We start from the raw sequence: 22,984 nt of genomic DNA, 5'->3' as shown, positions 1-22,984 counted from the left end.
CGAAATGGCCGACTGTTCTAGCCGCTGGAGCTGGATATTAATTAAAAGCGGAAGCGGCTCGTTCAAAATGTGAGGGGGATGGAGCTTCTGACATAGAGGCGCTTTTTGCCTCGGCGGAAGAAGCGAAGCCACCGAACATTTTAGCCGCTGGAGCTGGATATTAATCTAAAAGCGGAAGCGGCTCGTTCAAAGTCACTTGCTAAAAGGAGACCAAATTTGGTCTCCTTTTTTTATTCAAATCACATTTATCCGTTAACATCATAAAACAAAATTGGAAATCCTTCTCAAAAAATGCGATAATTAATACTATATAGTGAATCGTTCACACATATACAGTAAAAAAACATAGGGGGACGACAGATGCCAAAAATGGGGAACACTTTTGTAACAATCCAAGAACTAGAAAAGAAAAAAGAGTATTTATTAGGCCTTTCATCCGTTATACCAACATGGAATACAAGCTATCAATTTTTATTTAAAGAAATCCAGCAAGAATTATTGGGTAAAGTAAATGAAAAGCTCGAAAGGCATCAATTCGTTTTAAATATATGTACAGATCAACAGGTAGGGGCATAATGTATTACATAAAATTGTGGTATATAAAAAAGAGACCTCACTCGGTCTCTTTTTTATATTTTTAAGATAACCAATCTAATTTTCTAATCCCGAGCTTATCTACTGGTAAACGAAGTGAGCCATAAAAGTGCTTCATAAATTGCTCTGAGCGGTTCACATCGTGTAAAATGGCTTCTAAGCGATCTCTATATATGCTTTTTTGTTCTTCGTTTCCAGTTTGGTAATATCGTTCGACCGTTTCAAAATAGTGAAGCGGGAACAGGAGCCTTGCAAATAATAAGCGCCAACCAAATGAGGACAGCGAGTAATTTCGTTCATAATCTGTAACAAATTGAACGATTGTTTGATCCCAGTCTTTCTTTTTTTCAATCATCATATAGCGAATCCATTCTGCTATATCTCGAGTTGGGTGATCATACACCCAATCAAAAGGAAGTTTGAGACGCTTCGTTTGATGCCATAATAAAGGTGTGAATCGTTCTTGGCAAATTGTCGCTGCATCCGTTAGTTGCGGCGTATCATCCATTTCTGTATCAACAACATATTGAATGGCATTTTCTGCAACTCCTAAGTAATACGGGAAGGATTCAATAAACAATTGATCGAATACGTCTGTAGGGTGGTTCATCACTTGTGATTGCCAAAACTTTTCTAACTGATCGAGTCTCTTTTCCCATAACGCTTTCCATTCACCAATGCGGCTTAATTGCTCGATTTCTTCTGGAAAGAATGCACCTCGTTTATGGAATATAGAAAGTTCACTTCCTAATGACGTAGCATGTCGTTCTAACGCTCGCATACCTTTTAATAAGCAGTAATTTTGTTCTTCTATCTCACTTACATAGTAGCCGTGTATAGTTGGAACGAAAGTCGCTACAGTTATATCCCCTTGCTGGTTCATATAGTCACTGAGCTTTTTCATCTCTACAAGTACTTCTTCCTCCATTTCTCCAATTGGAACAAGTACATAAATTTTGTTGCGAATCCAAAAGCTTTTATAGGGGCCAAGGGGGATTAATTCTTTAACATGCATGTGATAATGCTCATAAATATGCTGAATCATCGCAGTCGCCACCTATGGTTTTTCTTTATATATATGAGCTTGTGCTCGCCTTTCATTCCTATGCACAGGATAAAGCAACGAAACGTATACAAATACTAAAAAGAAAAAAAGGTGATAAACATGAAAGAATCAAATCAACTACAAGAAAGAGCATTACAACTATTACAAGAACGTGGTGTAACAATTGACGATATTGCTGAACTTGTTCATTTTCTTCAAAAAAAATATCATCCAAATTTAGAGATGTCAGAATGCCGTTACAATGTAGAACGTGTACTATCAAAACGTGAAGTACAAAACGCACTGATTACTGGTATCGAGCTTGATGTCCTTGCTGAAAAGGGAATGCTAAGTGAACCGTTACAAGATATTGTAAAACGTGATGAAGGCTTATACGGAATTGATGAAGTTATCGCACTTTCTATCGTGAACGTGTACGGCTCTATCGGTTTCACGAACTTTGGATATATTGATAAATTAAAACCTGGTATTTTAGAATACTTAAATGATAAATCAACTGGAAAAGTGCACACATTCCTTGACGATATCGTTGGCGGAATTGCTGCCGCAGCTTCAAGCCGTTTAGCGCACCGAGCTGAGCACTCAGAATAATAATGTTTTCTAGGCCGTCAGTTTCATGCTGACGGCCTTTCGTATTCCATAAGCATAAATTCTCTTCCGCGACTCAAAAAAATAGTCCCTTGTTTAAATCCGATATTTTTATATAACGTAATCGCTCTTCTATTAAATGTTGCTACGCTTAATCGAAACATTTTTGCATTAAACTCTTTCGTGGCAAACGCTATTCCAGCTTGGAAGAATTCTTTCCCTATTCCCTTCCCAGTTAACGCCGGCTTCATGCCAAGTCCGATATCAATCACATCTTCTCCACCATATAAATTAGCATCTCTTCCACCTGGTACTTGTGCATTTTCTCCAAAACAAAAATAGCCGATGAACTCTCCTTGATCGTCACAACAGCCATAATACGTTCCATCTAATAGCTCTTCTATTACTTCTTTCTCGCCTGAAAAACTATATAAACTATAAGGTTCCTCGTACGTCCAAGTATTTATCTCATTTGCTTCTTCCTCTGTTAACTTATGTATATCCACTTTCTCTTTCCCCCTATTATATTTCTATTAACAATATTCGATATTCATCTTATAATTCATCTTTCTCAATATATTTTTTAATTTCTCGCTTTATTTTTATGGAAGATTTTTCTTATTATGTTACGATTAAACAGAATCATTACAAATAAGGTGGTGACAATTTGAATTACTTTTCTTATCTCTCCTCGGAAGAACGGCAAAATTTTTTCTATAAAGAACCTCTTAGTTTTTCAAAAAATATAGGGAAAGAACAACTAGCTTACGCACTAGGTGCCACACTATATACTCCCGGCACGAAAGAAACGATTGCGGAAGATATAATTAGAAAGAAACATGTGGATGCTACCTCAATTATTCTTTGTCTAGAGGACGCTATCAGCGATGAGGAAGTAAAACTTGCAGAGCAAAACATCGTCGTTCAAATACAGCAAATCGCTAACTTAGTCAGTGCCAACATACTAAACCAAGCAGACATCCCACTTCTTTTTATTAGAGTTCGACAGCCAAGTCAAATGAAGACAATTGTTACTGAATTAGGTAGTGCTGTTCATTGTTTATGTGGTTTTGTCTTTCCAAAATTCACACCGATTAACGGAAAGACTTATATCGATCAGCTTGCATATATAAACGAGTTATACTCATTATCGCTATATGGCATGCCGATTTTAGAATCACCCGAAATTATATATAAGGAAACACGGGCAGAATCATTATTACAAATAAAGGATTTACTAGATTCTTATCACGATTACATCTTAAATGTACGTATTGGTGCTACTGATTTTTCAAGTATATTTAGTATTCGGCGCAATAAATACACACCTATCTATCATATTACTGTTGTCCGTGATTGTATTTCAGACATTATTAACGTTTTCTCAAGGGCAACAAATGAATATATTATTTCAGGATGTGTATGGGAATATTTTTCTAATGATCATGAAGAAGGGCTTATTCAAGAGGTATCACTTGACCATGCAAATGGCTTAATCGGAAAGACAGTTATTCACCCATCTCATATTAAAGTTGTACAGGCAATGCACATTGTCACAATGGAAGATTATTTAGATGCGAGATCAATTTTACAAAATGCAGATACGTATAATGGAGTGCTAAAAAGCAGTTTTTCTAACAAAATGAATGAAGTAAAACCTCATTATAGCTGGGCTCGCAAAACCATTTTAAAATCTAATATTTACGGGGTGCTACATGAAAACAAACAATTCACCGATCTCCTTATTACAAACGCAAAGCAACACGTATAACGTTTTAAATAATATACAAGTCCATGTAGAAGTACGTGATAATCCATATAATTTAGCGCTAGACAATCTTTTTCAAATGGCTGCGAGAATAAATAAGAAACGTAGTTTTTTATTTGTGAGTACAATCCTTGGAAAGCATCTTCCTATTAAACCTGCAGTCTCTCTATCAAGTGGAGTTGCTCTCGCTGCAAGATATTTGGAAATACTACATAATATTTCTCATCCATTTCAAAAAGAAATTTTAAATCTCATTTCATTAGAAATTGATGAAATCCCAGAGGAAGTATTTCGTTATCAATATCCTCTGCAAGAAGAAGTTTTGTTCATCGGATTCGCTGAAACAGCGACAGCACTTGGTCATTCTATGTTTCAATGCTTTCAAAATGCAAAGTATGTGCATACAACTAGGGAATCGATACCCCACCTAGAATCTGTCATTACATTTGAGGAAGAACATTCTCATGCAACATCGCACCGTTGTTATGTAGATGAAAGCTTTTTTCAAAACAACAACCCGATTGTTCTCGTAGATGATGAGATGACAACAGGAAAAACAGCATTAAATATTATTAGATCTATTCAAAATAAATTCCCACGAGAAGAATATATAATTGCTTCTTTATTAGACTGGCGTTCTCATACTAATAGAAAACAATTTAAACAATTAGAAGAAGAACTTCAAATTAAGATTCATGTTATTTCTTTATTAGAAGGCAGTATTCATACAACTGGCCAACCATTAAATATTGCAAAAACAGATATTCAAATTAAAGAAACAAAACCTGATTTCAAAAAGCATACCCTTACCTGTCCAAAATCACCCTATACATCAAATTATATAAAATATACTGGGCGATTTGGCATTTCAGCATATGAACAAAAGCACATTCATTCTTTCGCTCAAGAAGCAGGAAAAACTTTAAAAAGAGAAAGAATGGGAAAACGAACACTCTGTCTCGGAACGGGTGAATTTATGTATATCCCAATGAAAATTGCTGCTGAAATGGGTGAAAATATTTTATATCAATCTACAACAAGAAGCCCTATCCATCCTGTTTCAAATGATGTGAACTACGCCATTCATAATCATTTCTCATATCCAAGTCCTGAAAATTCTACTATTACAAATTACTTTTATAATATTTCACCTCATGATTACGATGAAGTATTTGTTTTTATTGAGCGTGATTTAGGAGAAGAAGCCCTGTTTCCTCTTCTACAGCAGTTACAAACAGTTATTCCTTTTATTCATATCGTCTCATTTTCAAATAGCATAGAAAAGGAAGGTTGATAATTATGGTAAAAGTAAATTCTCATATTAGTAGTTACAATCCAAATGATGCTATTTTTCTATTAAAAGATATTAGTGATTTAATGAAAGAAAGTTCCACGGAAACTAGAGAACAATCAATTCAAGCTGGCACACATTATTCCGAAATGTTACCAATGGAATATAAACCATCTAAAGCGTATATGGATTTATTCTTTTCTTCCCTGCAACAATATAAACACAAACTAGCCATCGCTGTTGGAGTTGTCGCCGAACAGATTATACAAACTAAAGGAACTAACCTTGTCTTCGTTTCATTAGCTCGTGCTGGTACACCTATTGGCATTCTTATCAAACGCTACATACGCTATCAATACAACCTTGATGTACCTCACTATTGTATTTCTATTGTTCGCGGACGCGGTATTGATGAAAATGCACTCCATTATATTTTGGAACATCACCCTAAAGAAACAATTCAATTCATTGATGGGTGGACTGGAAAAGGTGCAATAAAAAAAGAATTAGAATATGCAGTACACACATTTAACGAACGAAATAATACACACATTTCTCATTGTATGGCTGTGCTTGCTGATCCTGGTTACTGTACTTCAATTTACGGTACACGTGAAGATTTTCTTATTCCTAGCGCTTGCTTAAATGCAACAGTCTCTGGACTAATTAGCCGCACTGTACTAAATGACACCTATATCGGTCCAAATGATTTTCATGGTGTTAAATATTATAAAGAGCTAGAACAAGAAGACTTATCAAATTTCTTCGTTGATGAGGTAACAGAGTTATTCCCTTCTGTTCATTCTCATATAGATAATCAATTACGTTATATTACTTCAACTTACACTGATCCCTCTTGGCAAGGATTAAAAGATATACAGTCTATCCAAAATCACTTTGAAATTGACGATATTAACTTAATTAAACCAGGAGTCGGTGAAACAACTCGTGTATTACTCCGGAGAATACCGTGGAAAATTTTAATACGTAAGCAAAACAATCCCGATTTAAAGCATATTTTACTTCTCGCTAAAGAAAAGAATGTCCCAATTGAAATCTATGAGAATATGGCTTATTCATGTTGCGGGCTCATTAAGCCTCTTAGGAAGGAAACAATATGATTTTCGCCAGTGATCTTGATCAGACGCTTATTTATTCCCGGAAATCGTTTCGTGCCCCTATAGAAGATGAATCAATTCAACTCATTGAAACTTTAGATGGGAAAGAAATTTCTTTCATATCACATAAAACCATTTCACTACTAAAAAAATTACAACTGCACTCACATTTCATCCCAGTTACAACAAGAACTATTAAGCAGTTTCAGCGTATTGCTTTATTCCAAAACGAAATCATTCCCGAATACGCCATTACAAGTAACGGCGGCAATATCCTTCATAATGGGAAACAAGATGGGACTTGGAACAGGACAGTAAAAGAAAGACTATCGGTTGAATGTATAGAGAGAAACGACATACTAAAGGAATTTGGACAAATAGCTCATAAAGATTGGGTTATATCGCAAAAAACAGCTGATGATCTATTCCATTATTGCATTATTAAACGGGAGAACATTCCTTATGATGAATTATCATCCTTCACTTCCTGGTTAGACAAACAAGGCTGGAATCATTCACTTCAAGGTAGAAAGCTATACTTTGTACCAAAACCAATTAATAAATGGGACGCCGTGCAATATATAAAAGAAATTTTGCAAATAGATACGATTATTACAGCTGGGGATTCTTTACTTGATTTATGCATGCTTGAAAAGGCGAACCATGCCTTCGCACCACTTCATGGTGAGTTAGGGGCAATGCATGATAGCTTACAACCCCATATTTTAAAAACAGACGCAATCGGCATATATGCCGCAGAAGAAATCGTAAATAAATCACTTCAAATTATTCACAGTTCATTACCTACCTCATGATCATCATATGCACAATTGCATACGCACAGCTATTAAACAGATGGTACAATTTATTTGAATCGCTGTTGCTACACTTCTTGATTAGAGAAAAGGCGTTAAAACGGAAATTAGCGTCTTATCAACCTCAAGCAATTGGCACATTTTGTCATCTTAAAAGACACTCCAACGAGTGTCTTTTTTTCTATATCCAACAAGGACTTACTCATTTCAAAGTATAAATACATAAAATAATGTAAATCATGACACGCATGAATCACTTTCTAAAAGTTATAAAATAGATTCAAAATAAAAAAGCACTCTTAACTAGAGTGCTTTTTACTTTCAAACAAGGAGGCTACATATATGGATAGTACTCTCGTATTTAACTTTGGCATTGGTATTGTTATCATTTTATTCGTCTTCTTTGTACTTTGTATGAGCGGGGTATAAAAAGGCGATTTTCGAGCGTCTTTTTATACATACATATGTATTACTTGACTTCTACAAAGGCAGTAACCATAATAGTTACAGAAATACAAATAGCTATTCACATATCCACAAATAGGAGGAAGAAAAATGAAACATGTAATCGTTTATGCACACCCGAATACAGAAAGCTTCAACCATGCGATTTTAGAAACGGTAAAAAGTGAATTAGAAGGAAAAGGTCACGAAGTACGCGTTCGCGATCTATACGAATTAAACTTTAATCCAGTATTAGGCGCTTCCGATTTCATCTCATTTTCTCAAGGAAATACACCAGAAGATATTAAAGAAGAACAAGAACATATCTCTTGGGCTGACAGCATTACATTCATTTATCCAGTGTGGTGGGCGGGACTTCCTGCTATTTTAAAAGGATACGTTGACCGTGTATTTAGCCATGGATTTGCTTATGCTTACGGTGAAAACGGCATTAAAAAGTTATTAAGCGGTAAAAAAGGATTGTTATTATCTACAATGGGCAATACGAAAGAAGCATACACAGCAGGCGGCATGTTTGATGCAATGAAAAAAACAGCGGATGTTGGTATTTTTGAATTTACAGGCATTGAAACAATTGAGCATACATTCTATACAAGTGTTCCTTCTGTGGATGACAGTGTGCGTAAACAATATCTTGAAGAGGTTAAAGACGTTGTGAATCGTGCGTTCTAATAAAATTATATCAGCGATTTTCTAAATATATCAGCGCAACTCAGATTATATCAGCGATTTTCTAAATATATCGGCGCAACTCAGATTATATCGGCGATTTTTCAAATATATCGACTTACCGATAAAAATCAACACTAGTCACAACTGAATGTTAGCCCACACCAATCGGGCTGCCAGCAAATATCAGAAAAAAAGCTGTTCCAAAGTTTGGAACAGCTTTCTTCATTACATCTTCTCAATCCACTCCGTCAAGTTATGCACAACTTGCGTTGGTTGTACTTCATATTCTGTTAACTTCTCCACAGTTGTGACTCCAGTGTGGACAAGAAGGGTATGCATACCAGCATTTATTCCTGCTAAAATGTCTGTATCGTAGTTATCCCCAACCATTAATGCTTCATTTTTTTCTATGCCAAGCACTTTCAAAGCTTGTTCCATAATGATTGATTCTGGTTTTCCGATAAAGATTGGATCCACACCTGTTGATACTGCTACAACTGATGTTAATGAGCCGTTACCTGGTAATAATCCTCGCTCAGTTGGAATGGCAATATCCCCATTTGTAGAAATAAACGTCGCGCCATTACGCACAGCAAGACACGCTTTTGCTAATTTTTCATATGTGATGTCACGATCTAAACCCACAACAACGAAATCAGGATTTTCATCCACAAGTTCAAATCCTTTTTCCACAAGTGCATCGTGTAAGCCTTCTTCACCAATCATATATACAGTTGCGTCTTGTTTACGTTCATAAATGAAGTTCGCAGTCGCCATACTCGTTGTGAATACTTGCTCTGCTTTCGCTGGAATATCGAAACGAACAAGCTTTTCTGCCACCTGTTCCGGTTTGCGAGTTGAGTTATTCGTAACGAATAAATATGGAATGCCGCGCTCTCCTAATGCTTTTACGAAGTCGCTTGCTTCTTCAATTTGTTCTTCTCCGCGATACATCGTACCGTCTAAGTCAATTAAGTAACCTTTATACATCGATTATGTCTCTCCTTCTATGCTAACGTTCTCACCTTATCATACCACTCTTATATTACCCGCTTTTCCAAAAGAAAAAAACGCTTTACCTTAAAGCGCCCCATAACGTTCATTTTTTCTCTTTTATTTGGTAAGAACAACTACAATCGCCCTCGCACATATTTGCTAGCGTTTTCACTTCTGCGTTCGTAAATAAACGCTTATACATTTCTTTTTCATCTGCACACACTTGCGGGAATCTCTCGGCAATTTCCTTTAACGGACAGTTTTGTTTTTCAATTACGAAAGATTTCTCTCCATCTCTCTTTATTTGAACCATATAACCATTTTTCTCTTGCATAGCTGCTATCTCTTGCACTTTATATGCTAAATTCTTTTGATTACTCACTCTCTTTTGTAACTGTTCTTCCATTCGCTTCGTTCTCTCTTTTAAAACGTAACGAAGTATTTTTTCATCCCCCATTCGAGCTAAATCTTCTAGCATATCAATCGCAAATTGCTTATACTCTTTCGGGAATGTATCTTCTCCCTTTTCGCTTAATCCATACAAATAAGTTGGTCTTCCGACATGTTGCCTTACCATCTTAGAATAAATGAGTCCGTCTTTCTCAAGATTACTTAAATGTCTTCGAATCGCCATTTCTGTAATCTCTAAAACGTCAGCTAGTTCCGCTACCGTGTGCTCTCCCTTTACTTTCAACAATTGTACAATCTCGTCTTTCGTAGTACGTGCTTCCCCCATACTTCACCCTTCTCCCTTTTCTTTCTCACATACAATATAAGATCCCCAAAAGGCATTCTCTGGGGATCTTATAAGCATAATTATTCTGGTACAAATGCAGATACAGGTCCTAATTCCTTTTCTAAATAACTGCGAATATTTGCTGGGTATTTCTCTACCACTGCAATATGTTTTTGAATCGTCTTATATAATTCATCATGATTCATTTGAATATAGTCTTGCGTAAGCATTTTTCGAAGAAGGATAATTTCTTTCATCCCTTGTCCATCTTCTTCACTTATCACTCGCTCGTCCATTAAAATATCAATAATATCTTCATAGCTTCCTGGATCGCGCATAATAAATCCATCAATCATCGCATTTCCTACATCTAATACAGTATCAATAATAAGATGGGCTATGCGCTCTAATGCGTAAAATTCAAACTCGGTTTCATATATCTTTTTCTCTTGAAATGTACTTGTTGCTCGTTCTAAACATACTAGCATTTGTTCTATTTTCTTTCTGTCTACAAAATACATGAATGTCACCTACCTGGAAATTAAAGCATTTACATTTTAATTGTAACGCTTTCTTCTGAAAAAATCGACAATTTTTCGAATTCACCTTTTCTCCGTTATTTGTTATAGTTATATTTGTATGATTTTTGAAATTGGAGGAATGGAATCTTGGAACGTGAACTCGCACTAGAAATTGTCCGTGTAACAGAAGCAGCAGCCTTAGCATCCGCACAGTGGATGGGCCGCGGAAAGAAAAATGAAGCAGATGATGCAGCAACTACAGCAATGCGTGATATGTTCGATTCAGTAAACATGGCAGGTACAGTTGTAATTGGTGAAGGAGAACTTGATGAAGCACCGATGTTGTATATTGGTGAAGAACTAGGAACAGGTAACGGTCCAGAAGTAGACATCGCCGTTGATCCATTAGAAGGTACAAACATCGTTGCAAAAGGTCTTGCAAATGCAATGGCAGTTATTGCAATCGCAGACAAAGGGAACCTTCTTCATGCTCCTGATATGTACATGGAAAAAATCGCGGTTGGTCCAAAAGCAGCTGGTAAAATTAGCTTAGATGATCCAATTGAAAAAACAATTGAAATTGTAGCAGAAGCTAACAATAAAAAGATTCGCGATCTAACAGTTATCGTTCAAGAACGTGAACGTCATCAAGATATTATTGACCGTGTTCGTGCAAAAGGTGCACGCGTAAAATTATTTGGTGACGGTGATGTTGGTGCGTCAATCGCAACAGCACTACCTGGAACGGGTATCGACTTATTCGTAGGTATTGGCGGAGCTCCAGAAGGTGTTATTTCTGCAGCAGCATTAAAGTGCCTTGAAGGTGAAATGCAAGCTCGCTTAGTTCCAATGAACGAAGAAGAAGAAGCTCGTTGTCGTGAAATGGGATTAGAAGATCCTCGTCAACTTCTTATGTTAGATGACTTAGTATCTGGGGATGATGCAATCTTCTCAGCAACTGGTGTATCTGCTGGTGAGTTATTAGACGGTGTTAAATTCCTTGGCGGAGACTTAGCTGAAACATACTCTATCGTAATGCGTTACAAAACAAGAACAGTACGATTCATTAAAACACATCACCATTTAGATCATAAACCACACTTAAACTTAGATATTTAATAAAGGAGCCATGTGTATGGAAGAACGTTTCTTTCTGTACGACGATACTGTCGCTACAAAAACTCGTTTCGTTAGCTTTATGGGAGAAAATGAGCGTCACGATTTAGCGCTATTATACTCCGATCGTCATTACGGTAAAACAATTGTCCTTGATATGCAACGCAATAAATTTGCAATCATCGGTGCTGACGATTTAAACGAACCAGGCTACTTAGAGCATGCATTTTCTATGACTGAAGAAATTGCAGAAGAATTACGCTCATTTTTATTTGAACTTATATAATTTATCGTATGCACCAGCTATTTTAGCTGGTGTTTTTTCATTAACAGAGTTTTGAATTTTCAATCTTTTGTGTTATAATGAAGAATAAATCTATTTGGATAGAAAGGACGTTATCTACGTATGCCAACAACTACTTTGTAATGGACCAGCAATTGGATAGCATTACTCTCAAAAAAGCACCGTGCTTTTTCAAGGGAGTAGTCTGCCCATTCCCATTACAAAGGAACGTATTGCATCTGTAGTATGATGTTTACGGAGGTTCCTCTTTGGGGAACCTCCTTTTATTTTTGTCTTTTTCTCATGCCTTCATACTACAAGACATCCAAATAGCTGTATTACGTTCCTTTACCACTACTATAAGAGGTGAAGGAAAATGCAGAAAGTACAACTTTCTTGGAGTTTATATGAAAACGAGCAAAACACAATCGAAAAATATTGTAAAAATTGCAGACGTACTACCCTATTTACCGATACAAATATTCGTAGGCATAACGCCAACGGAAAAAACATATACCGCTTTGCCATTTATAAATGTCCGAAAGACCATACGTGGAATCAAAAACTTCGTATTTATAAAGCATTTACTGATCACGTTGAAACAGTCGATATGACGCAGCAGGATCAGCCAGAAACAACTACTACCATTTCCATTACGCAACATCAAGAAAGCGGCATAACCGAAATCACGATCGTATTAGATATCGTTTTCGGTTCCCACCGCATCGATAAAGCCTTATCCACATATATTTCCGACTGGAGCCGTACACGCATTGTGGATAAAATTAAAAATGGGGATATTCAATTGAACGGACAACAAATGAAGCCAAATACAATACTTTCTGAAGGCGATTCTATTTCAATTTGTTTATAAGGGGGAGTCTCATGCTAAATGTGAGAAAAGGTACGATGAATTTATTAGACGAATTAGATGCAATGTATACAGAATGTAAAAAAGCGCTCTTACAAAAGAAAATTTATCAATGGGATGATTCATATCCGACTCGAGAACATATTGCCTATCACTTAGAACAAGGTGAACTCTACTGCCTATTTGAGCATGATTCGCTCGTTGGTGCTGTTGTGTTGAATGAGTGGCAATCTCCAGAATATGAGCTAATTGATTGGTCAGAAACACACGGTCGCTTTCTTATCGTCCATTCTTTCGTCATCCATCCTTTCGCCCAAGGAAAAGGATATAGCAAAGTACTTTTATCCTTTTGGGAAAGTGAAGCGAAACGAAAAAACTATACCGGCATACGATTAGATGCTTTCACTGGCAATCCTGTCTCATTACGTTTGTATGAAAAGAATCATTATATTTGCCGAGGTGCTGTTTACTTTTCAAGTAAACAGCCTCCTCACAATTGGTATAACTGCTATGAAAAAATCCTCTTACAATTGTAAGAGGATTTTTTTATTTCTTCACTTTTCGTAATACAAAATGTGCGCAACCGAAGTTACAGTACTCGTATAAATACTCCGTTAACGTACTAATTTTCGTATCATATGTCGCACGTTGGTTACTATCATCAAAGAATCCGCGCAATCTAAGTTGCTCATATCCCCAGTCCCCAACGATGTAATCATATTTATTTAAAATTTCTGCATAGCGCTCTTTAAATGCTTCTTCACTAAAACCGTCACGAAAGTTTTTAATTACTTCGTACTGAACATTATTAATGCTCACCGTAGCATGAATCTCTTGCTTTTGCTCCATCATTAACTTCCTCTCTAAGCATTCTTCTTTTTATCGTATCACAAAGCATAACAACCAACAATTTCAAATACAAAAAATTGCAAATTAGTACATGCTATGGAGAAGGAGGTGATACATCGTGAAAAAACAAATTTTACTTTCCCTTCTCACTCTTTCCTTATTTGCAGGCTGCCAATCAGCGAACAAAGCTGAAATGGAACGTGAAGAAGGAAGCCGTGTTCTTGTTTCCAATAAAAACGACATGTATCATACGGAAAATACAAATACAAGACTCACAAGAGTCGGTTATTCTTCTAAACAAAAGCATGAAGTATCTAACAAACAAGTAGGGGCCATTAATCGCGAGAAGGTCGCTGAAATGATTACAAGCATGACAGTCAAACTTCCTGACGTTACAAACGCTGCTACACTCGTTACTGATGATGAAGTGTTCGTTGTATACCGTGCAAACACAACGGATCCAAAACTCGTAGCGGATCAAGTATATAGAGCTGCTTTGTCCATCGTTCCTCGCTATTATAAAGCATATGTATCAACAGACCAAAAGTTGATTTCTCAAATTCAAGGGCTTCAATCTGGCGCATTAAATGATACAGAATATACACAAAGCCTCGATATGTTAAAACGAGAAATGAGTAAAAATCCTCATTTGAACAATACGGGAGATCAGACTTTGAATGATATGATTAAAAAGTAAAACAGGTGGAGAAAATCTCCATCTGTTTTACTTTTTATTTTTTATTACGATCCGCATAAACCTCCATCGCATCACACATAAACTGCGCTAACCCCTCACCAAACTTATCGATATTTTTCGTAAAGCGCTCATCAGCGACGTACATTTGACCGAGTCCTTTAAAAGCATCTAATGAATATTCACCGAAGTTTTGCAAGTAATCGTACCATACTTTAATAGCTGCCTGCGCCTCTTTAGAATCTGGTGCATCGTGTCTAAGCGTTGCTAAATTTCTATAAATAGTATTAAACTCTTCTTGGTTCTCTTTTGACATACCTTTTGCATATTCGTTCGCTTTATCTACAGCTGCATCTCCCCATTTTTCACGTGCTTCTTCTTCATATGGGTTATGGCTGAAATCGAATCCTTCAAATTTCTCTTTATTCGTCATTTCAATCTCTCCTTTTGTATGCTGAATTGTTTTATCAATCGTCGCAATCACCTTATCTAATCTGGCACGCTTTTCAAGAAGCATTTTCTTATGAAGCTGTAGTGCCTCTTCACGATCAAATGATGGACTCATGATAATCTCTTTAATTTTCTTCAAAGGGAAGCCAAGCTCTTTAAAAAACAAAATTTGCTGCAATGTCTCTAAATTTTCATTGGAATACAGACGATATCCAGACTCTGTCGTCTCGTCTGGGGTTAACAACCCAATTTCATCGTAATGATGCAGTGTGCGCACACTAATTCCAACTAAATCAGCTACTTCTTTTACTCTCATTGTCATTTGTATCTCCCCCTTAGTACATACGATAAAGTATGACGCAACGTTAGAGTCAATAAGTAAATTCATTTTCTTTCTAAAAGTTTCATCTCTCCCATATTTCATGCATAATAGATATGTACATATATTAGAAAGCGGTGAAAGTATGGTTTCAAATACTGTAATTGCCAGCATCATTTTTCAACTTATTGTCTCGATTCTGGTCCCAATTATCGTACTCGTTTATTTCCGTAAAAAATATAATATGAATTGGAAAGTGGTCGGCGTTGGTGTTCTTATCTTTATCGGATTCACCCAAATTCTTGAAACACCATTCCACCTATTTATGCGCGGTAATCCAACAATCGCTCCATTTTTAGAAAATCCGTTTGTCTTCGCAATTTATGGCGGATTGACTGCTGGTATTTTTGAAGAATTAGGACGCTTCGTTGCCTTCTTCTTCTTACTAAAAAAATATCTAGAATATAAAGATGGCTTCGCTTATGGAATTGGTCACGGCGGAATTGAATCTATTTTAATTGGCGGTTTTTCTGCATTACAAGCATTAATCTTTGCTAATTCTATTAACGATGGTAGCTTCGCTCGACTGATTGAACAAAAACCCGAGCTTAGCATTTTACAGGACATGTTAATTCAGCAACCTGCCTACTTATACTTCCTTGGTAGCTTAGAAAGAATTATGGCACTCGTGCTTCAAATCGCCTTTACAATGCTTGTTTTATACGCAGTCAAACAGAAGAAATATATCTTCCTAGTATACGCTATACTATTCCACGCATTTGTAGACTTTTTCGCGGCACTTTACCAAACAAAAACAATCAATATCTTTGTTGCCGAAGGAATTACCCTTCTCTTCACAATTGGGGCTGTCGTTCTTATTCGCAAGATGAAAGCGAAATTAATGAGTGTGCCGGAGTAAAAAATAACCCACCGATTGGTGGGTTATTTTTTATGGATTGTCGCAATGGTGATAGCTTTTTCCTTCTTGCAGCTCCCTCTTTGTTTCTGCATCTATAACGATGTACTTATGGAACTCTTCTACTTCATTTTGAGTAAAAGAAGCGAAAAAATAAACTTGGCGATCAGGGTGAACAAAAAAATCTTGAAGCACCACTCTACTTCGACAACCGACAGCTGTTTTTTGCAGGAAAGAAAATTCCTCATCAGCCACTTCTTTAAATGAAATTTTTTTACGAACACTATATGCTGCATTTTTGTACTCTTTATAGATTTTCTTATCTAACTGTTTATAAAAAAAATCCTCACTCACAAATGACTTATTTTGATTGCTTGGATAATTTAGTTTTCGGTTGGATTCTGCATATGTTGTGGACAATTGCGCAAGAAAACAAATAATGAATACGATACATATCATTTTTTTCATCATTGCACCTCAAATGTTCATTATCCACATTACTTTTCCACATATTTAAATCAATATGCTGTTTCCAATAAAAAGGAATTATTTCTACATTTGTCGAAGTATATAGCGTCAACTTGAAAGATGGGGATGAATTATGAAGAAAATTATTGTAATACGACATTGTTCAGCAATTGGGCAAAAACGTGATGATGAATTAACGACCGATGGAAAAGACCAAGCTAACACCCTTGCTACATTCCTCTTAGAAAATCATCTACAAATCGATCATATTATTTCAAGCCCATTTGTCCGAGCTATCGATTCCATTCGGCCCTATGCGCTCCAAGCTAACTTATCTATCCAAGAAGATGAACGATTAACTGAACGCATATTGAGCAACATTCCAATGGATGATTGGATGCAAAAACTAGAATCTACTTTTACAAATATAGATATTGCCTTTTCAGGCGGAGAGTCAACAAAACAAGCAACAGACCGGGCCCTATCGCTTATTCAAGACGTTTTACAATTAAACCATACGACAACACTACTTGTTACACATGGCAATTTACTTACACTCATTTTAAAGCATTTTGATCATACGATTGGCTTTAATGAATGGAGAACTTTAACGAATCCTGATATTTACGAAATTACAATCGACGAACAATGTATCATAAAACGCTTATGGGAAGCATCGTCCAAGTAATATCCCTTTCCAAAACATTCAGTTGACGCCACGAGAAGAGACTGTTCTAACAATAGAAAGGGGTATCATTTCATATGTACGAAGACGTACTTGCTTTACTACATAAAACAAATGTTTCTTATGAAAAATTCGAACACGAACCAGTACTCGATTATGAGACCGATCGGATCGTACGTGAGAGACTTGGCTTACAAGGCACTCCAAGTAAAAGCTTATTTTTAAAATCAAAGTCTGGAGATTATTACGTATTTTTTACGTTAGAGGGCACAAGGCTCAACCGGGGCGAGATGAAAGAACTATCAGGAGAACGCTTATCTCTCTGTTCTCCTGATGAACTGCGAGACAAAACTGGTTGTACGCCGGGATGTGTGGCTCCTTTCGGATATTCACACGATGTAACAATTATTGTGGATAACGCTATTTATACGTACGATAAAATTTTAATTACACCTGGTGTTCCTGAATTTACAATTGAATTATCCACAGAAGAATTAAAAAAGATTTTATTAACATGTCCAAATACCGTTTTAGAGTACAAACAAAAAGAGAGCTAATCATTAGCTCTCTTTTTTTCATTATTTAGCTTCTGCTGTTTTTTCTTTTGCAGAACGTACTTGCTCGTCCGCATGGTAAGAAGAACGCACAAGTGGGCCAGCTTCACAGTGGCTAAATCCTTTGCTAAGTGCAATTTCTTTAAGCTCTGCAAATTCTGCTGGTGGGTAATATTTAAGAACTGGTAAATGCTTCTTAGATGGTTGTAGGTATTGCCCAAGAGTTAAAATATCCACATTGTTTGCACGTAAGTCATCCATTGCTTCAATTAAATCTTCTCTCGTTTCACCTAAGCCCACCATAATGCTCGATTTAGTTGGAATATCAGGCTGCATTTCTTTCGCTCGACGTAAAAACTCTAATGAACGTTCATATTTTGCTCTAGCGCGAACTCGGTCAGATAATCGACGTACTGTTTCAATGTTATGGTTTAAAATATCTGGTTTTGCATCCATTAACATTTTTAAGTTTTCTTCTACTCCACCCATATCAGATGGTAATACTTCGATAGACGTGAATGGGTTTTTACGACGTACTGCGCGTACTGTTTCAGCAAAAACAGCTGCTCCCCCGTCCTTTAAATCATCACGTGCAACCGCTGTTATAACAACGTGCTTTAAGCCCATTTGTACTACTGAATCTGCTACGCGTTCTGGTTCTTGTAAATCAAGCTCAGTTGGTAAGCCTGTTTTAACCGCACAAAAACGACAAGCACGTGTACAAACCGCACCTAAAATCATAAATGTTGCTGTTTTTCTTACAGCCCAGCATTCATGAATATTCGGACATTTTGCCTCTTCACAAACGGTATGAAGATTCTTAGAACGCATCATTTTCTTTAAGCCTGTATAGTTTTCATTCGTGTTTAACTTAATTTTCAACCATTCGGGCTTGCGCTTATATTCTGTTTGTTTTGTCATGGTTATCAACTCCGCACAATATGAAATAGTTTACCGTGTTCGCTTCTTTCAATGTAACATATCTATTCTAACGTATGAAAGCGATTTGCTCAAATGAAGATTCTAAGATTTTTTCCAATCGTTCCCTATAATGAAATACTCCGTATATCCCACACTAAAAAGAGTGATGTTGTGAAAGGAGTCTATTTCATGCTTCGAAAAATTTCTCTTTTGCTTTCTATTTGTTTTCTTCTCCACCAAAACATCGCTTACGGTGAAGATAATCAGCAAAGCATATACGAAAAGCGCATGGCACTATATAAAGAAACCGAGCAGTCTTCAGGCATTCCATGGTATTACTTAGCTGCAATGGATCAATATGAAAGAAATATACGGAGCGTAAGAAAAGATATTCCAAAAAAACCAGATGCCATCATTTCCCTTTATTTCAAACCAGAAATATGGGCTGGACCTGTTAATAGTAACGATACTCTCCCCCATACAATTTCTCTATTTGGCGGAATAGGTTTAGATGGTGACAAAGATGGATTTGCAAATGCAAATAGCGACCGTGATCTTCTGCATACCGCAGCGACTATTTTAAGGAAACAAGGAACGTCAGAAGACCGTATTAAAATTATGCTTTGGGAATATTATAGACGTGCAAAAACAGTTGATTTAATTAGCGAGTACGCCCAAATTTATAAACATTATGGACGTATTAATTTAGAAGGAAATGCTTTTCCTCTCCCGATTCGTAGTGACCATAGCTACCGTAGTACTTTCGGCGCTGGAAGAAGTTTTGGCGGAAGACGAATTCATGAAGGAACCGATATTTTCGCCGGATATGGAGTGCCAGTAAGATCGACTTGCTATGGCATTATTGAAACGAAAGGTTGGAACCGCCTTGGTGGATGGCGCATTGGTATTCGCGACCTTCATAACAATTACCATTATTACGCTCATTTAGGCGGGTTCTCAAAAGAAATACAGCTTGGACAAATTGTTGAGCCAGGGAAAGTAATCGGATTTGTTGGTAGCACTGGTTATGGACCTCCTGGTACAGCCGGAAAATTCCCACCCCACTTACATTTTGGCATATATAAAGACAATGGCTATACAGAATGGGCCTTCGATCCATACATGCATTTAAGCCTTTGGGAACGCAAAGAACGAGCAAATACAAAAAGATAACCGTAGCTGCATTGCTACGGTTATTTTTTATCCATTAAAAGCCTGGCTGAGCCGGGTTTCACTGTATTTACAACTAACTATCTGTTTTCTTTTTATCAGGTACAGCAACACTTCCACTTCCATAATACGTAGGCACTTCCCCTTGAACGATACGCGTCGCAATCGGAACATTTTGTTTCACCGTTATCTCTTTCGTATGAAATGGAATAATTACTTGCAATGTTACTTCCATTTCCATAACAATTTGAATTGCTGTAGTATTAATCCCATGCGGCTCAATTTTTTGTTTAATATCTGTATTCACATGCCCAATTGGCGTGAAATGAATCGGAATATCCGGTCCTATATTACCAAGAAGTGCATTATCAGTTACACGCCCAAAAGGAACTGCCATAGTCGCCCCGTTTTTTTCAGAAATACCTAGCTCCTTCAACTTCCCTTGTTCTACTTGCTGCAAATATTTTTCTATGTACGTGGTCGTTGACGTTACGATTTCATTTACTTGCTTTGTATTTAAATTAATTGTAGATACTTTTCCGTTTTTATCATTCTGTACTTTCATTAATGAATCTACATCGAATCCTTCCTTAATTCGATCCTTTACTGCCTTCGTCATAATTGCCGTCGCCATTTTATGCGTCTCTACTTCCCCATATTTAATTAAGGTCGGCTGAATACTATTATTCACAATCCACAACCCTTGCGTAAGTAATATAATAAAAAGAATAAACGACATAAGCAGTATATACCGAAAGGCAATAGGTCCCCTTCGAAACCGCGAGTTTTTCGAGCGAAATATACTCATAAAAAAACCTCCTTCTTATATCATTTCTATGCAAGAAGGAGGGACGATATATGCTTATCTCATTTTTAATAATGCTTCTTTTCCAATCGTTCCTGCTGGAATGCCTAATGCTTCAGCTCCAGTCGTTACCGATTCTAGCGGCGCTTCAAGAAGTTGTTCAATCGTTCTTACACCAACCGCACGGCCAGCAATAATTCCTCGATCACCTAACTTCTCATTTAAAAGACCTACATCTAATGCACCACACATAATATATCCTTTATCGCTCATTACAGCTAGCAAATTTGTCTTTGGAAGTTTCACGCTAACCGCAATAAACGTATAATTATCAATTATAATTGGCTCCACATTAACCATAGTTCACACTCCTCTCTTTCTTATCTGTATGACAAGAGAAAAATGAGTGTTACAAGTTAACTAGCCTATAGTTTAACGGAAGATGTATAAGTTATTAACATATCTGTTAACACATCTCTAAGTAGTTCTGGCATATAATATTGTTTGTCAGAAAGTGTGGATAGCTCTGGGTATAAGTAGCCAAATGTAAACATATCAATTGTTCCTACTGTATATATACGATCTAATTCCAGCGATTCCCCGTTAATTAATACATCTTCGAGTAAAATTTTATTCCCAGGAATCGTATCTGGAATTACTTCTACACCCGCGTAAATCATTTTCCCCATCACTTTCCCACGAAATCCGAATCCTTTCACCTCAAGATTCTCCATATTCGGCTTACGTGCTTTCAAAATAACTTCTCTTAATATCTTTCCTGGAACTTTCAAAGCACACGGATTAATTGGATGTGGACAAATTCTGTGAATATCTCCGCGCGTTACGACACCCTCTTCTAACCCTTCAAGAAGTACACCAGCATTCACCATGCCAATTTCTGCACCGCACCATGTTTTCAGCGCACTTGCTAACATATGAGAAAACGGCGTCTCATGAAACCAATCAACCTGTAATGACTCTTTTAAATGAACGACAGGCTCTGCCATTATATGCTTACTTTCTTCCTGCAGTATTTCAATTGTGGATAACGGCTCGCTATAAGCACCTAACCGTTCCGTCTTAATCGCTCTACCGTCCTTTTTCAACAGCTTCTTCGTCTCTTTATCCACAGTAAGCTGCACGTGCCCAACGTAACGTCCCCACTTTTCACAGCAACAAAGTAAAGTATTATTCATTAGAACACCACGCTCAAATAAATGATGCGTATGTGCCCCTAAAATAACATCTATATCATAATGCTCTGCCATATACTCATCCATACTTTTTCCAAGGTGAGAAAGGACAACTGTTATATGAGCCTCATCTCTCACTTCTTCTAAAATAGACTCTAAATGGATAAGCGGATCTTCAATATGCCAATCGAGCATTTGATAAAACTCTGGATACGCAACAGTTAACCCGATAAAAGCAATCGTAATCCCATCTGTCGTTGTATGTAATTTATAAGGCTTTGCCCATGATGGACGTACACCTTCTTTTTCAAATAAATTTGCGACAAGCACTTCAAACCCAGCATCATCATAGAGCCGATTTAAATGCTCTTTCGCTAACGTAATTCCTTCATTATTTCCGATCGTTACATAATCATATAACGCCTCATTTAAAAGCTTCGTATTCCCAAGCCCATTTGTCGCTTCCGAAATACTATGAAAACGATCCACATGATCGCCGATATCAATCGTCAAAACAGTCTCTCCCGCTTCCTGTCTTCGCTTTTTCTCCCCTAGAACAAACCGAGAAATTTGCGGCCAATTTTCAAAATGACTATGTATATCGTTTGTATGATAAAGGTGGATGATTGTTTCTTTATTTGTATTCAGAGAAAAAACCTCCTCTCAGTTCCTTACTGCCATTTACGCTATGCGCACACAATAATCCTGTAAATACTTTTCGTCTTTTCTTGCTATTTTACATTGTACTCGCATTGTGAGAAAAAGCAAAAGATTGTCCTTTTTATATGAGAAACTTTTGCTAATGCAGGAAAGAATTCCAGATAATGGAGGGAGGGGGGTGGATTTGTCAAAAAGTTTAATAGAGAATTCAGTGGGTGGTTGTTCAAGTGGATTTGTCAGTATCTTTGTCTTAAACCTAGTCGTTCTCTGTTCTTATAAAATGTTTGGGGTATGTGAGGATTTTCTTTTGTCTTATCTTGTCGACAAATCGATATTCCTTGTCGAAACGTTGATATATTGAAATAATCGTTGATATATTCCCGTTTATGATCGATATATT

Annotated in this window: 28 protein-coding genes; 16 read left to right on the top strand and 12 right to left on the bottom strand. The window is 36.8% G+C overall.

Annotated elements, in window-relative coordinates; all coding sequences use genetic code 11:
- Window positions 1–360: 360 nt before the first annotated feature.
- Window positions 361–576 (top strand): hypothetical protein, encoded by a 216-nt coding sequence (locus GBN91_RS24855; protein WP_001125507.1) that lies wholly within the window; start codon window positions 361–363, stop codon window positions 574–576.
- Between the two features lie 61 nt (window positions 577–637).
- On the opposite strand, the gene yutH is transcribed toward GBN91_RS24855, so the two are convergent.
- Window positions 638–1,639: a spore coat putative kinase YutH gene (gene yutH, locus GBN91_RS24850; protein ID WP_000614215.1), complete on the bottom strand. Its 1,002-nt coding sequence runs from the start codon at window positions 1,637–1,639 to the stop codon at window positions 638–640.
- 120 nt (window positions 1,640–1,759) lie between these two features.
- On the opposite strand from yutH, the gene GBN91_RS24845 reads away from it, so the two are divergent.
- Window positions 1,760–2,251: a phosphatidylglycerophosphatase A family protein gene (locus GBN91_RS24845; protein WP_000665103.1), complete on the top strand. Its 492-nt coding sequence runs from the start codon at window positions 1,760–1,762 to the stop codon at window positions 2,249–2,251.
- A gap of 23 nt (window positions 2,252–2,274) precedes the next feature.
- Here GBN91_RS24845 and GBN91_RS24840 read toward each other — a convergent pair whose 3' ends face one another.
- Window positions 2,275–2,754, bottom strand: a complete 480-nt coding sequence (locus GBN91_RS24840; RefSeq protein ID WP_152122583.1) for a GNAT family N-acetyltransferase — start codon at window positions 2,752–2,754, stop codon at window positions 2,275–2,277.
- Window positions 2,755–2,915: 161 nt separating this feature from the next.
- On the opposite strand from GBN91_RS24840, the gene GBN91_RS24835 reads away from it, so the two are divergent.
- From GBN91_RS24835 to GBN91_RS24815, 5 genes are all read left to right on the top strand, one after another.
- Window positions 2,916–4,019: an HpcH/HpaI aldolase/citrate lyase family protein gene (locus tag GBN91_RS24835; protein WP_088053802.1), complete on the top strand. Its 1,104-nt coding sequence runs from the start codon at window positions 2,916–2,918 to the stop codon at window positions 4,017–4,019.
- Complete coding sequence (locus GBN91_RS24830) at window positions 3,964–5,310, top strand: phosphoribosyltransferase family protein (protein ID WP_086385636.1); 1,347 nt, start codon at window positions 3,964–3,966, stop codon at window positions 5,308–5,310. Before GBN91_RS24835 ends, GBN91_RS24830 begins: the two co-directional genes overlap by 56 nt.
- A 5-nt stretch (window positions 5,311–5,315) precedes the next feature.
- Entirely contained in the window at window positions 5,316–6,428 is a 1,113-nt protein-coding gene (locus GBN91_RS24825; RefSeq protein WP_152122581.1) for a cysteine protease StiP family protein, read from the top strand.
- On the top strand, window positions 6,425–7,240 hold the full coding sequence (locus GBN91_RS24820) for an HAD family hydrolase (protein ID WP_049107544.1): 816 nt from the start codon (window positions 6,425–6,427) through the stop codon (window positions 7,238–7,240). The genes GBN91_RS24825 and GBN91_RS24820 overlap by 4 nt, the downstream gene beginning before the upstream one ends.
- A 555-nt stretch (window positions 7,241–7,795) precedes the next feature.
- Window positions 7,796–8,377 carry an NAD(P)H-dependent oxidoreductase gene (locus GBN91_RS24815; RefSeq protein ID WP_017674508.1) on the top strand — a complete coding sequence of 194 codons (582 nt, stop codon included), beginning with the start codon at window positions 7,796–7,798 and terminating at the stop codon, window positions 8,375–8,377.
- A 225-nt stretch (window positions 8,378–8,602) separates the two neighbouring features.
- On the opposite strand, the gene GBN91_RS24810 is transcribed toward GBN91_RS24815, so the two are convergent.
- The 3 genes from GBN91_RS24810 to GBN91_RS24800 all read right to left on the bottom strand — a co-directional run bounded on the left by GBN91_RS24810 (window position 8,603) and on the right by GBN91_RS24800 (window position 10,630).
- Complete coding sequence (locus GBN91_RS24810) at window positions 8,603–9,367, bottom strand: TIGR01457 family HAD-type hydrolase (RefSeq protein WP_000276467.1); 765 nt, start codon at window positions 9,365–9,367, stop codon at window positions 8,603–8,605.
- A 109-nt stretch (window positions 9,368–9,476) separates the two neighbouring features.
- A complete protein-coding gene (locus GBN91_RS24805) occupies window positions 9,477–10,109 on the bottom strand; it encodes a helix-turn-helix transcriptional regulator (RefSeq protein ID WP_144597239.1) in 633 nt (210 codons plus the stop codon).
- Between the two features lie 80 nt (window positions 10,110–10,189).
- Complete coding sequence (locus GBN91_RS24800; protein WP_000274010.1) at window positions 10,190–10,630, bottom strand: DUF86 domain-containing protein; 441 nt, start codon at window positions 10,628–10,630, stop codon at window positions 10,190–10,192.
- Between the two features lie 147 nt (window positions 10,631–10,777).
- Between GBN91_RS24800 and glpX the strand changes: the two genes are divergently transcribed.
- The 4 genes from glpX to GBN91_RS24775 all read left to right on the top strand — a co-directional run bounded on the left by glpX (window position 10,778) and on the right by GBN91_RS24775 (window position 13,436).
- Window positions 10,778–11,749 carry a class II fructose-bisphosphatase gene (gene glpX / locus GBN91_RS24795; RefSeq protein WP_000439090.1) on the top strand — a complete coding sequence of 324 codons (972 nt, stop codon included), beginning with the start codon at window positions 10,778–10,780 and terminating at the stop codon, window positions 11,747–11,749.
- 16 nt (window positions 11,750–11,765) lie between these two features.
- On the top strand, window positions 11,766–12,032 hold the full coding sequence (locus GBN91_RS24790; RefSeq protein ID WP_000392606.1) for a DUF3055 domain-containing protein: 267 nt from the start codon (window positions 11,766–11,768) through the stop codon (window positions 12,030–12,032).
- Window positions 12,033–12,405: 373 nt separating this feature from the next.
- A complete protein-coding gene (locus GBN91_RS24780) occupies window positions 12,406–12,903 on the top strand; it encodes a cytoplasmic protein (RefSeq protein WP_086385640.1) in 498 nt (165 codons plus the stop codon).
- Window positions 12,904–12,914: 11 nt separating this feature from the next.
- Window positions 12,915–13,436, top strand: coding sequence for a GNAT family N-acetyltransferase (locus tag GBN91_RS24775; RefSeq protein WP_152122579.1), 522 nt, complete (start codon window positions 12,915–12,917; stop codon window positions 13,434–13,436).
- 10 nt (window positions 13,437–13,446) lie between these two features.
- Here the strand turns inward: GBN91_RS24775 and GBN91_RS24770 are convergent, their stop codons facing one another.
- Window positions 13,447–13,749: a YutD family protein gene (locus tag GBN91_RS24770; protein ID WP_000435943.1), complete on the bottom strand. Its 303-nt coding sequence runs from the start codon at window positions 13,747–13,749 to the stop codon at window positions 13,447–13,449.
- Between the two features lie 118 nt (window positions 13,750–13,867).
- Here GBN91_RS24770 and GBN91_RS24765 point away from each other — a divergent pair, with 118 nt between their 5' ends.
- Entirely contained in the window at window positions 13,868–14,446 is a 579-nt protein-coding gene (locus tag GBN91_RS24765) for a YhcN/YlaJ family sporulation lipoprotein (RefSeq protein WP_000744132.1), read from the top strand.
- A 34-nt stretch (window positions 14,447–14,480) separates the two neighbouring features.
- Here the strand turns inward: GBN91_RS24765 and GBN91_RS24760 are convergent, their stop codons facing one another.
- Entirely contained in the window at window positions 14,481–15,215 is a 735-nt protein-coding gene (locus tag GBN91_RS24760) for a MerR family transcriptional regulator (RefSeq protein WP_006918851.1), read from the bottom strand.
- A 100-nt stretch (window positions 15,216–15,315) separates the two neighbouring features.
- Between GBN91_RS24760 and GBN91_RS24755 the strand changes: the two genes are divergently transcribed.
- Complete coding sequence (locus tag GBN91_RS24755) at window positions 15,316–16,131, top strand: YhfC family intramembrane metalloprotease (protein WP_002164635.1); 816 nt, start codon at window positions 15,316–15,318, stop codon at window positions 16,129–16,131.
- A gap of 30 nt (window positions 16,132–16,161) precedes the next feature.
- Here the strand turns inward: GBN91_RS24755 and GBN91_RS24750 are convergent, their stop codons facing one another.
- Window positions 16,162–16,596, bottom strand: a complete 435-nt coding sequence (locus GBN91_RS24750) for a hypothetical protein (protein WP_152122577.1) — start codon at window positions 16,594–16,596, stop codon at window positions 16,162–16,164.
- Window positions 16,597–16,729: 133 nt separating this feature from the next.
- On the opposite strand from GBN91_RS24750, the gene GBN91_RS24745 reads away from it, so the two are divergent.
- Window positions 16,730–17,284 (top strand): histidine phosphatase family protein, encoded by a 555-nt coding sequence (locus tag GBN91_RS24745; protein WP_000721022.1) that lies wholly within the window; start codon window positions 16,730–16,732, stop codon window positions 17,282–17,284.
- Between the two features lie 74 nt (window positions 17,285–17,358).
- Window positions 17,359–17,838 carry a YbaK/EbsC family protein gene (locus tag GBN91_RS24740; RefSeq protein ID WP_000272746.1) on the top strand — a complete coding sequence of 160 codons (480 nt, stop codon included), beginning with the start codon at window positions 17,359–17,361 and terminating at the stop codon, window positions 17,836–17,838.
- A gap of 21 nt (window positions 17,839–17,859) precedes the next feature.
- Here GBN91_RS24740 and lipA read toward each other — a convergent pair whose 3' ends face one another.
- Window positions 17,860–18,756 (bottom strand): lipoyl synthase, encoded by an 897-nt coding sequence (gene lipA / locus GBN91_RS24735; RefSeq protein ID WP_000166372.1) that lies wholly within the window; start codon window positions 18,754–18,756, stop codon window positions 17,860–17,862.
- 189 nt (window positions 18,757–18,945) lie between these two features.
- Here lipA and GBN91_RS24730 point away from each other — a divergent pair, with 189 nt between their 5' ends.
- A complete protein-coding gene (locus GBN91_RS24730; RefSeq protein WP_000944681.1) occupies window positions 18,946–19,929 on the top strand; it encodes a M23 family metallopeptidase in 984 nt (327 codons plus the stop codon).
- 73 nt (window positions 19,930–20,002) lie between these two features.
- On the opposite strand, the gene yunB is transcribed toward GBN91_RS24730, so the two are convergent.
- From yunB to GBN91_RS24715, 3 genes are all read right to left on the bottom strand, one after another.
- On the bottom strand, window positions 20,003–20,734 hold the full coding sequence (gene yunB / locus GBN91_RS24725) for a sporulation protein YunB (RefSeq protein ID WP_152122575.1): 732 nt from the start codon (window positions 20,732–20,734) through the stop codon (window positions 20,003–20,005).
- 54 nt (window positions 20,735–20,788) lie between these two features.
- Window positions 20,789–21,091 (bottom strand): YunC family protein, encoded by a 303-nt coding sequence (locus GBN91_RS24720; protein WP_000248466.1) that lies wholly within the window; start codon window positions 21,089–21,091, stop codon window positions 20,789–20,791.
- A 65-nt stretch (window positions 21,092–21,156) separates the two neighbouring features.
- Window positions 21,157–22,548, bottom strand: coding sequence for a bifunctional metallophosphatase/5'-nucleotidase (locus GBN91_RS24715; RefSeq protein ID WP_080348338.1), 1,392 nt, complete (start codon window positions 22,546–22,548; stop codon window positions 21,157–21,159).
- Window positions 22,549–22,984 lie beyond the last annotated feature (436 nt).

Origin of the sequence: Bacillus sp. B1-WWTP-T-0.5-Post-4 (assembly GCF_009183795.1) — a bacterium.
Classification (GTDB): domain Bacteria; phylum Bacillota; class Bacilli; order Bacillales; family Bacillaceae_G; genus Bacillus_A; species Bacillus_A cereus.
Note: the sequence above shows the minus strand (reverse complement) of the source record. Positions and strands in the feature narration are given on the sequence as shown.

Coding starts and splice junctions, on each gene's coding strand:
- GBN91_RS24800 (WP_000274010.1), bottom strand. CDS start 10,630: ATGTATTTTGTAGACAGAAAGAAAATAGAACAAATGCTAGTATGTTTA.
- GBN91_RS24845 (WP_000665103.1), top strand. CDS start 1,760: ATGAAAGAATCAAATCAACTACAAGAAAGAGCATTACAACTATTACAA.
- GBN91_RS24745 (WP_000721022.1), top strand. CDS start 16,730: ATGAAGAAAATTATTGTAATACGACATTGTTCAGCAATTGGGCAAAAA.
- GBN91_RS24720 (WP_000248466.1), bottom strand. CDS start 21,091: ATGGTTAATGTGGAGCCAATTATAATTGATAATTATACGTTTATTGCG.
- GBN91_RS24805 (WP_144597239.1), bottom strand. CDS start 10,109: ATGGGGGAAGCACGTACTACGAAAGACGAGATTGTACAATTGTTGAAA.
- GBN91_RS24730 (WP_000944681.1), top strand. CDS start 18,946: ATGCTTCGAAAAATTTCTCTTTTGCTTTCTATTTGTTTTCTTCTCCAC.
- GBN91_RS24815 (WP_017674508.1), top strand. CDS start 7,796: ATGAAACATGTAATCGTTTATGCACACCCGAATACAGAAAGCTTCAAC.
- lipA (WP_000166372.1), bottom strand. CDS start 18,756: ATGACAAAACAAACAGAATATAAGCGCAAGCCCGAATGGTTGAAAATT.
- GBN91_RS24750 (WP_152122577.1), bottom strand. CDS start 16,596: ATGAAAAAAATGATATGTATCGTATTCATTATTTGTTTTCTTGCGCAA.
- GBN91_RS24790 (WP_000392606.1), top strand. CDS start 11,766: ATGGAAGAACGTTTCTTTCTGTACGACGATACTGTCGCTACAAAAACT.
- GBN91_RS24760 (WP_006918851.1), bottom strand. CDS start 15,215: ATGACAATGAGAGTAAAAGAAGTAGCTGATTTAGTTGGAATTAGTGTG.
- GBN91_RS24825 (WP_152122581.1), top strand. CDS start 5,316: ATGGTAAAAGTAAATTCTCATATTAGTAGTTACAATCCAAATGATGCT.
- GBN91_RS24775 (WP_152122579.1), top strand. CDS start 12,915: ATGCTAAATGTGAGAAAAGGTACGATGAATTTATTAGACGAATTAGAT.
- GBN91_RS24855 (WP_001125507.1), top strand. CDS start 361: ATGCCAAAAATGGGGAACACTTTTGTAACAATCCAAGAACTAGAAAAG.
- GBN91_RS24830 (WP_086385636.1), top strand. CDS start 3,964: ATGAAAACAAACAATTCACCGATCTCCTTATTACAAACGCAAAGCAAC.
- GBN91_RS24755 (WP_002164635.1), top strand. CDS start 15,316: ATGCATAATAGATATGTACATATATTAGAAAGCGGTGAAAGTATGGTT.
- GBN91_RS24770 (WP_000435943.1), bottom strand. CDS start 13,749: ATGGAGCAAAAGCAAGAGATTCATGCTACGGTGAGCATTAATAATGTT.
- GBN91_RS24740 (WP_000272746.1), top strand. CDS start 17,359: ATGTACGAAGACGTACTTGCTTTACTACATAAAACAAATGTTTCTTAT.
- yunB (WP_152122575.1), bottom strand. CDS start 20,734: ATGAGTATATTTCGCTCGAAAAACTCGCGGTTTCGAAGGGGACCTATT.
- GBN91_RS24820 (WP_049107544.1), top strand. CDS start 6,425: ATGATTTTCGCCAGTGATCTTGATCAGACGCTTATTTATTCCCGGAAA.
- GBN91_RS24810 (WP_000276467.1), bottom strand. CDS start 9,367: ATGTATAAAGGTTACTTAATTGACTTAGACGGTACGATGTATCGCGGA.
- GBN91_RS24780 (WP_086385640.1), top strand. CDS start 12,406: ATGCAGAAAGTACAACTTTCTTGGAGTTTATATGAAAACGAGCAAAAC.
- yutH (WP_000614215.1), bottom strand. CDS start 1,639: ATGATTCAGCATATTTATGAGCATTATCACATGCATGTTAAAGAATTA.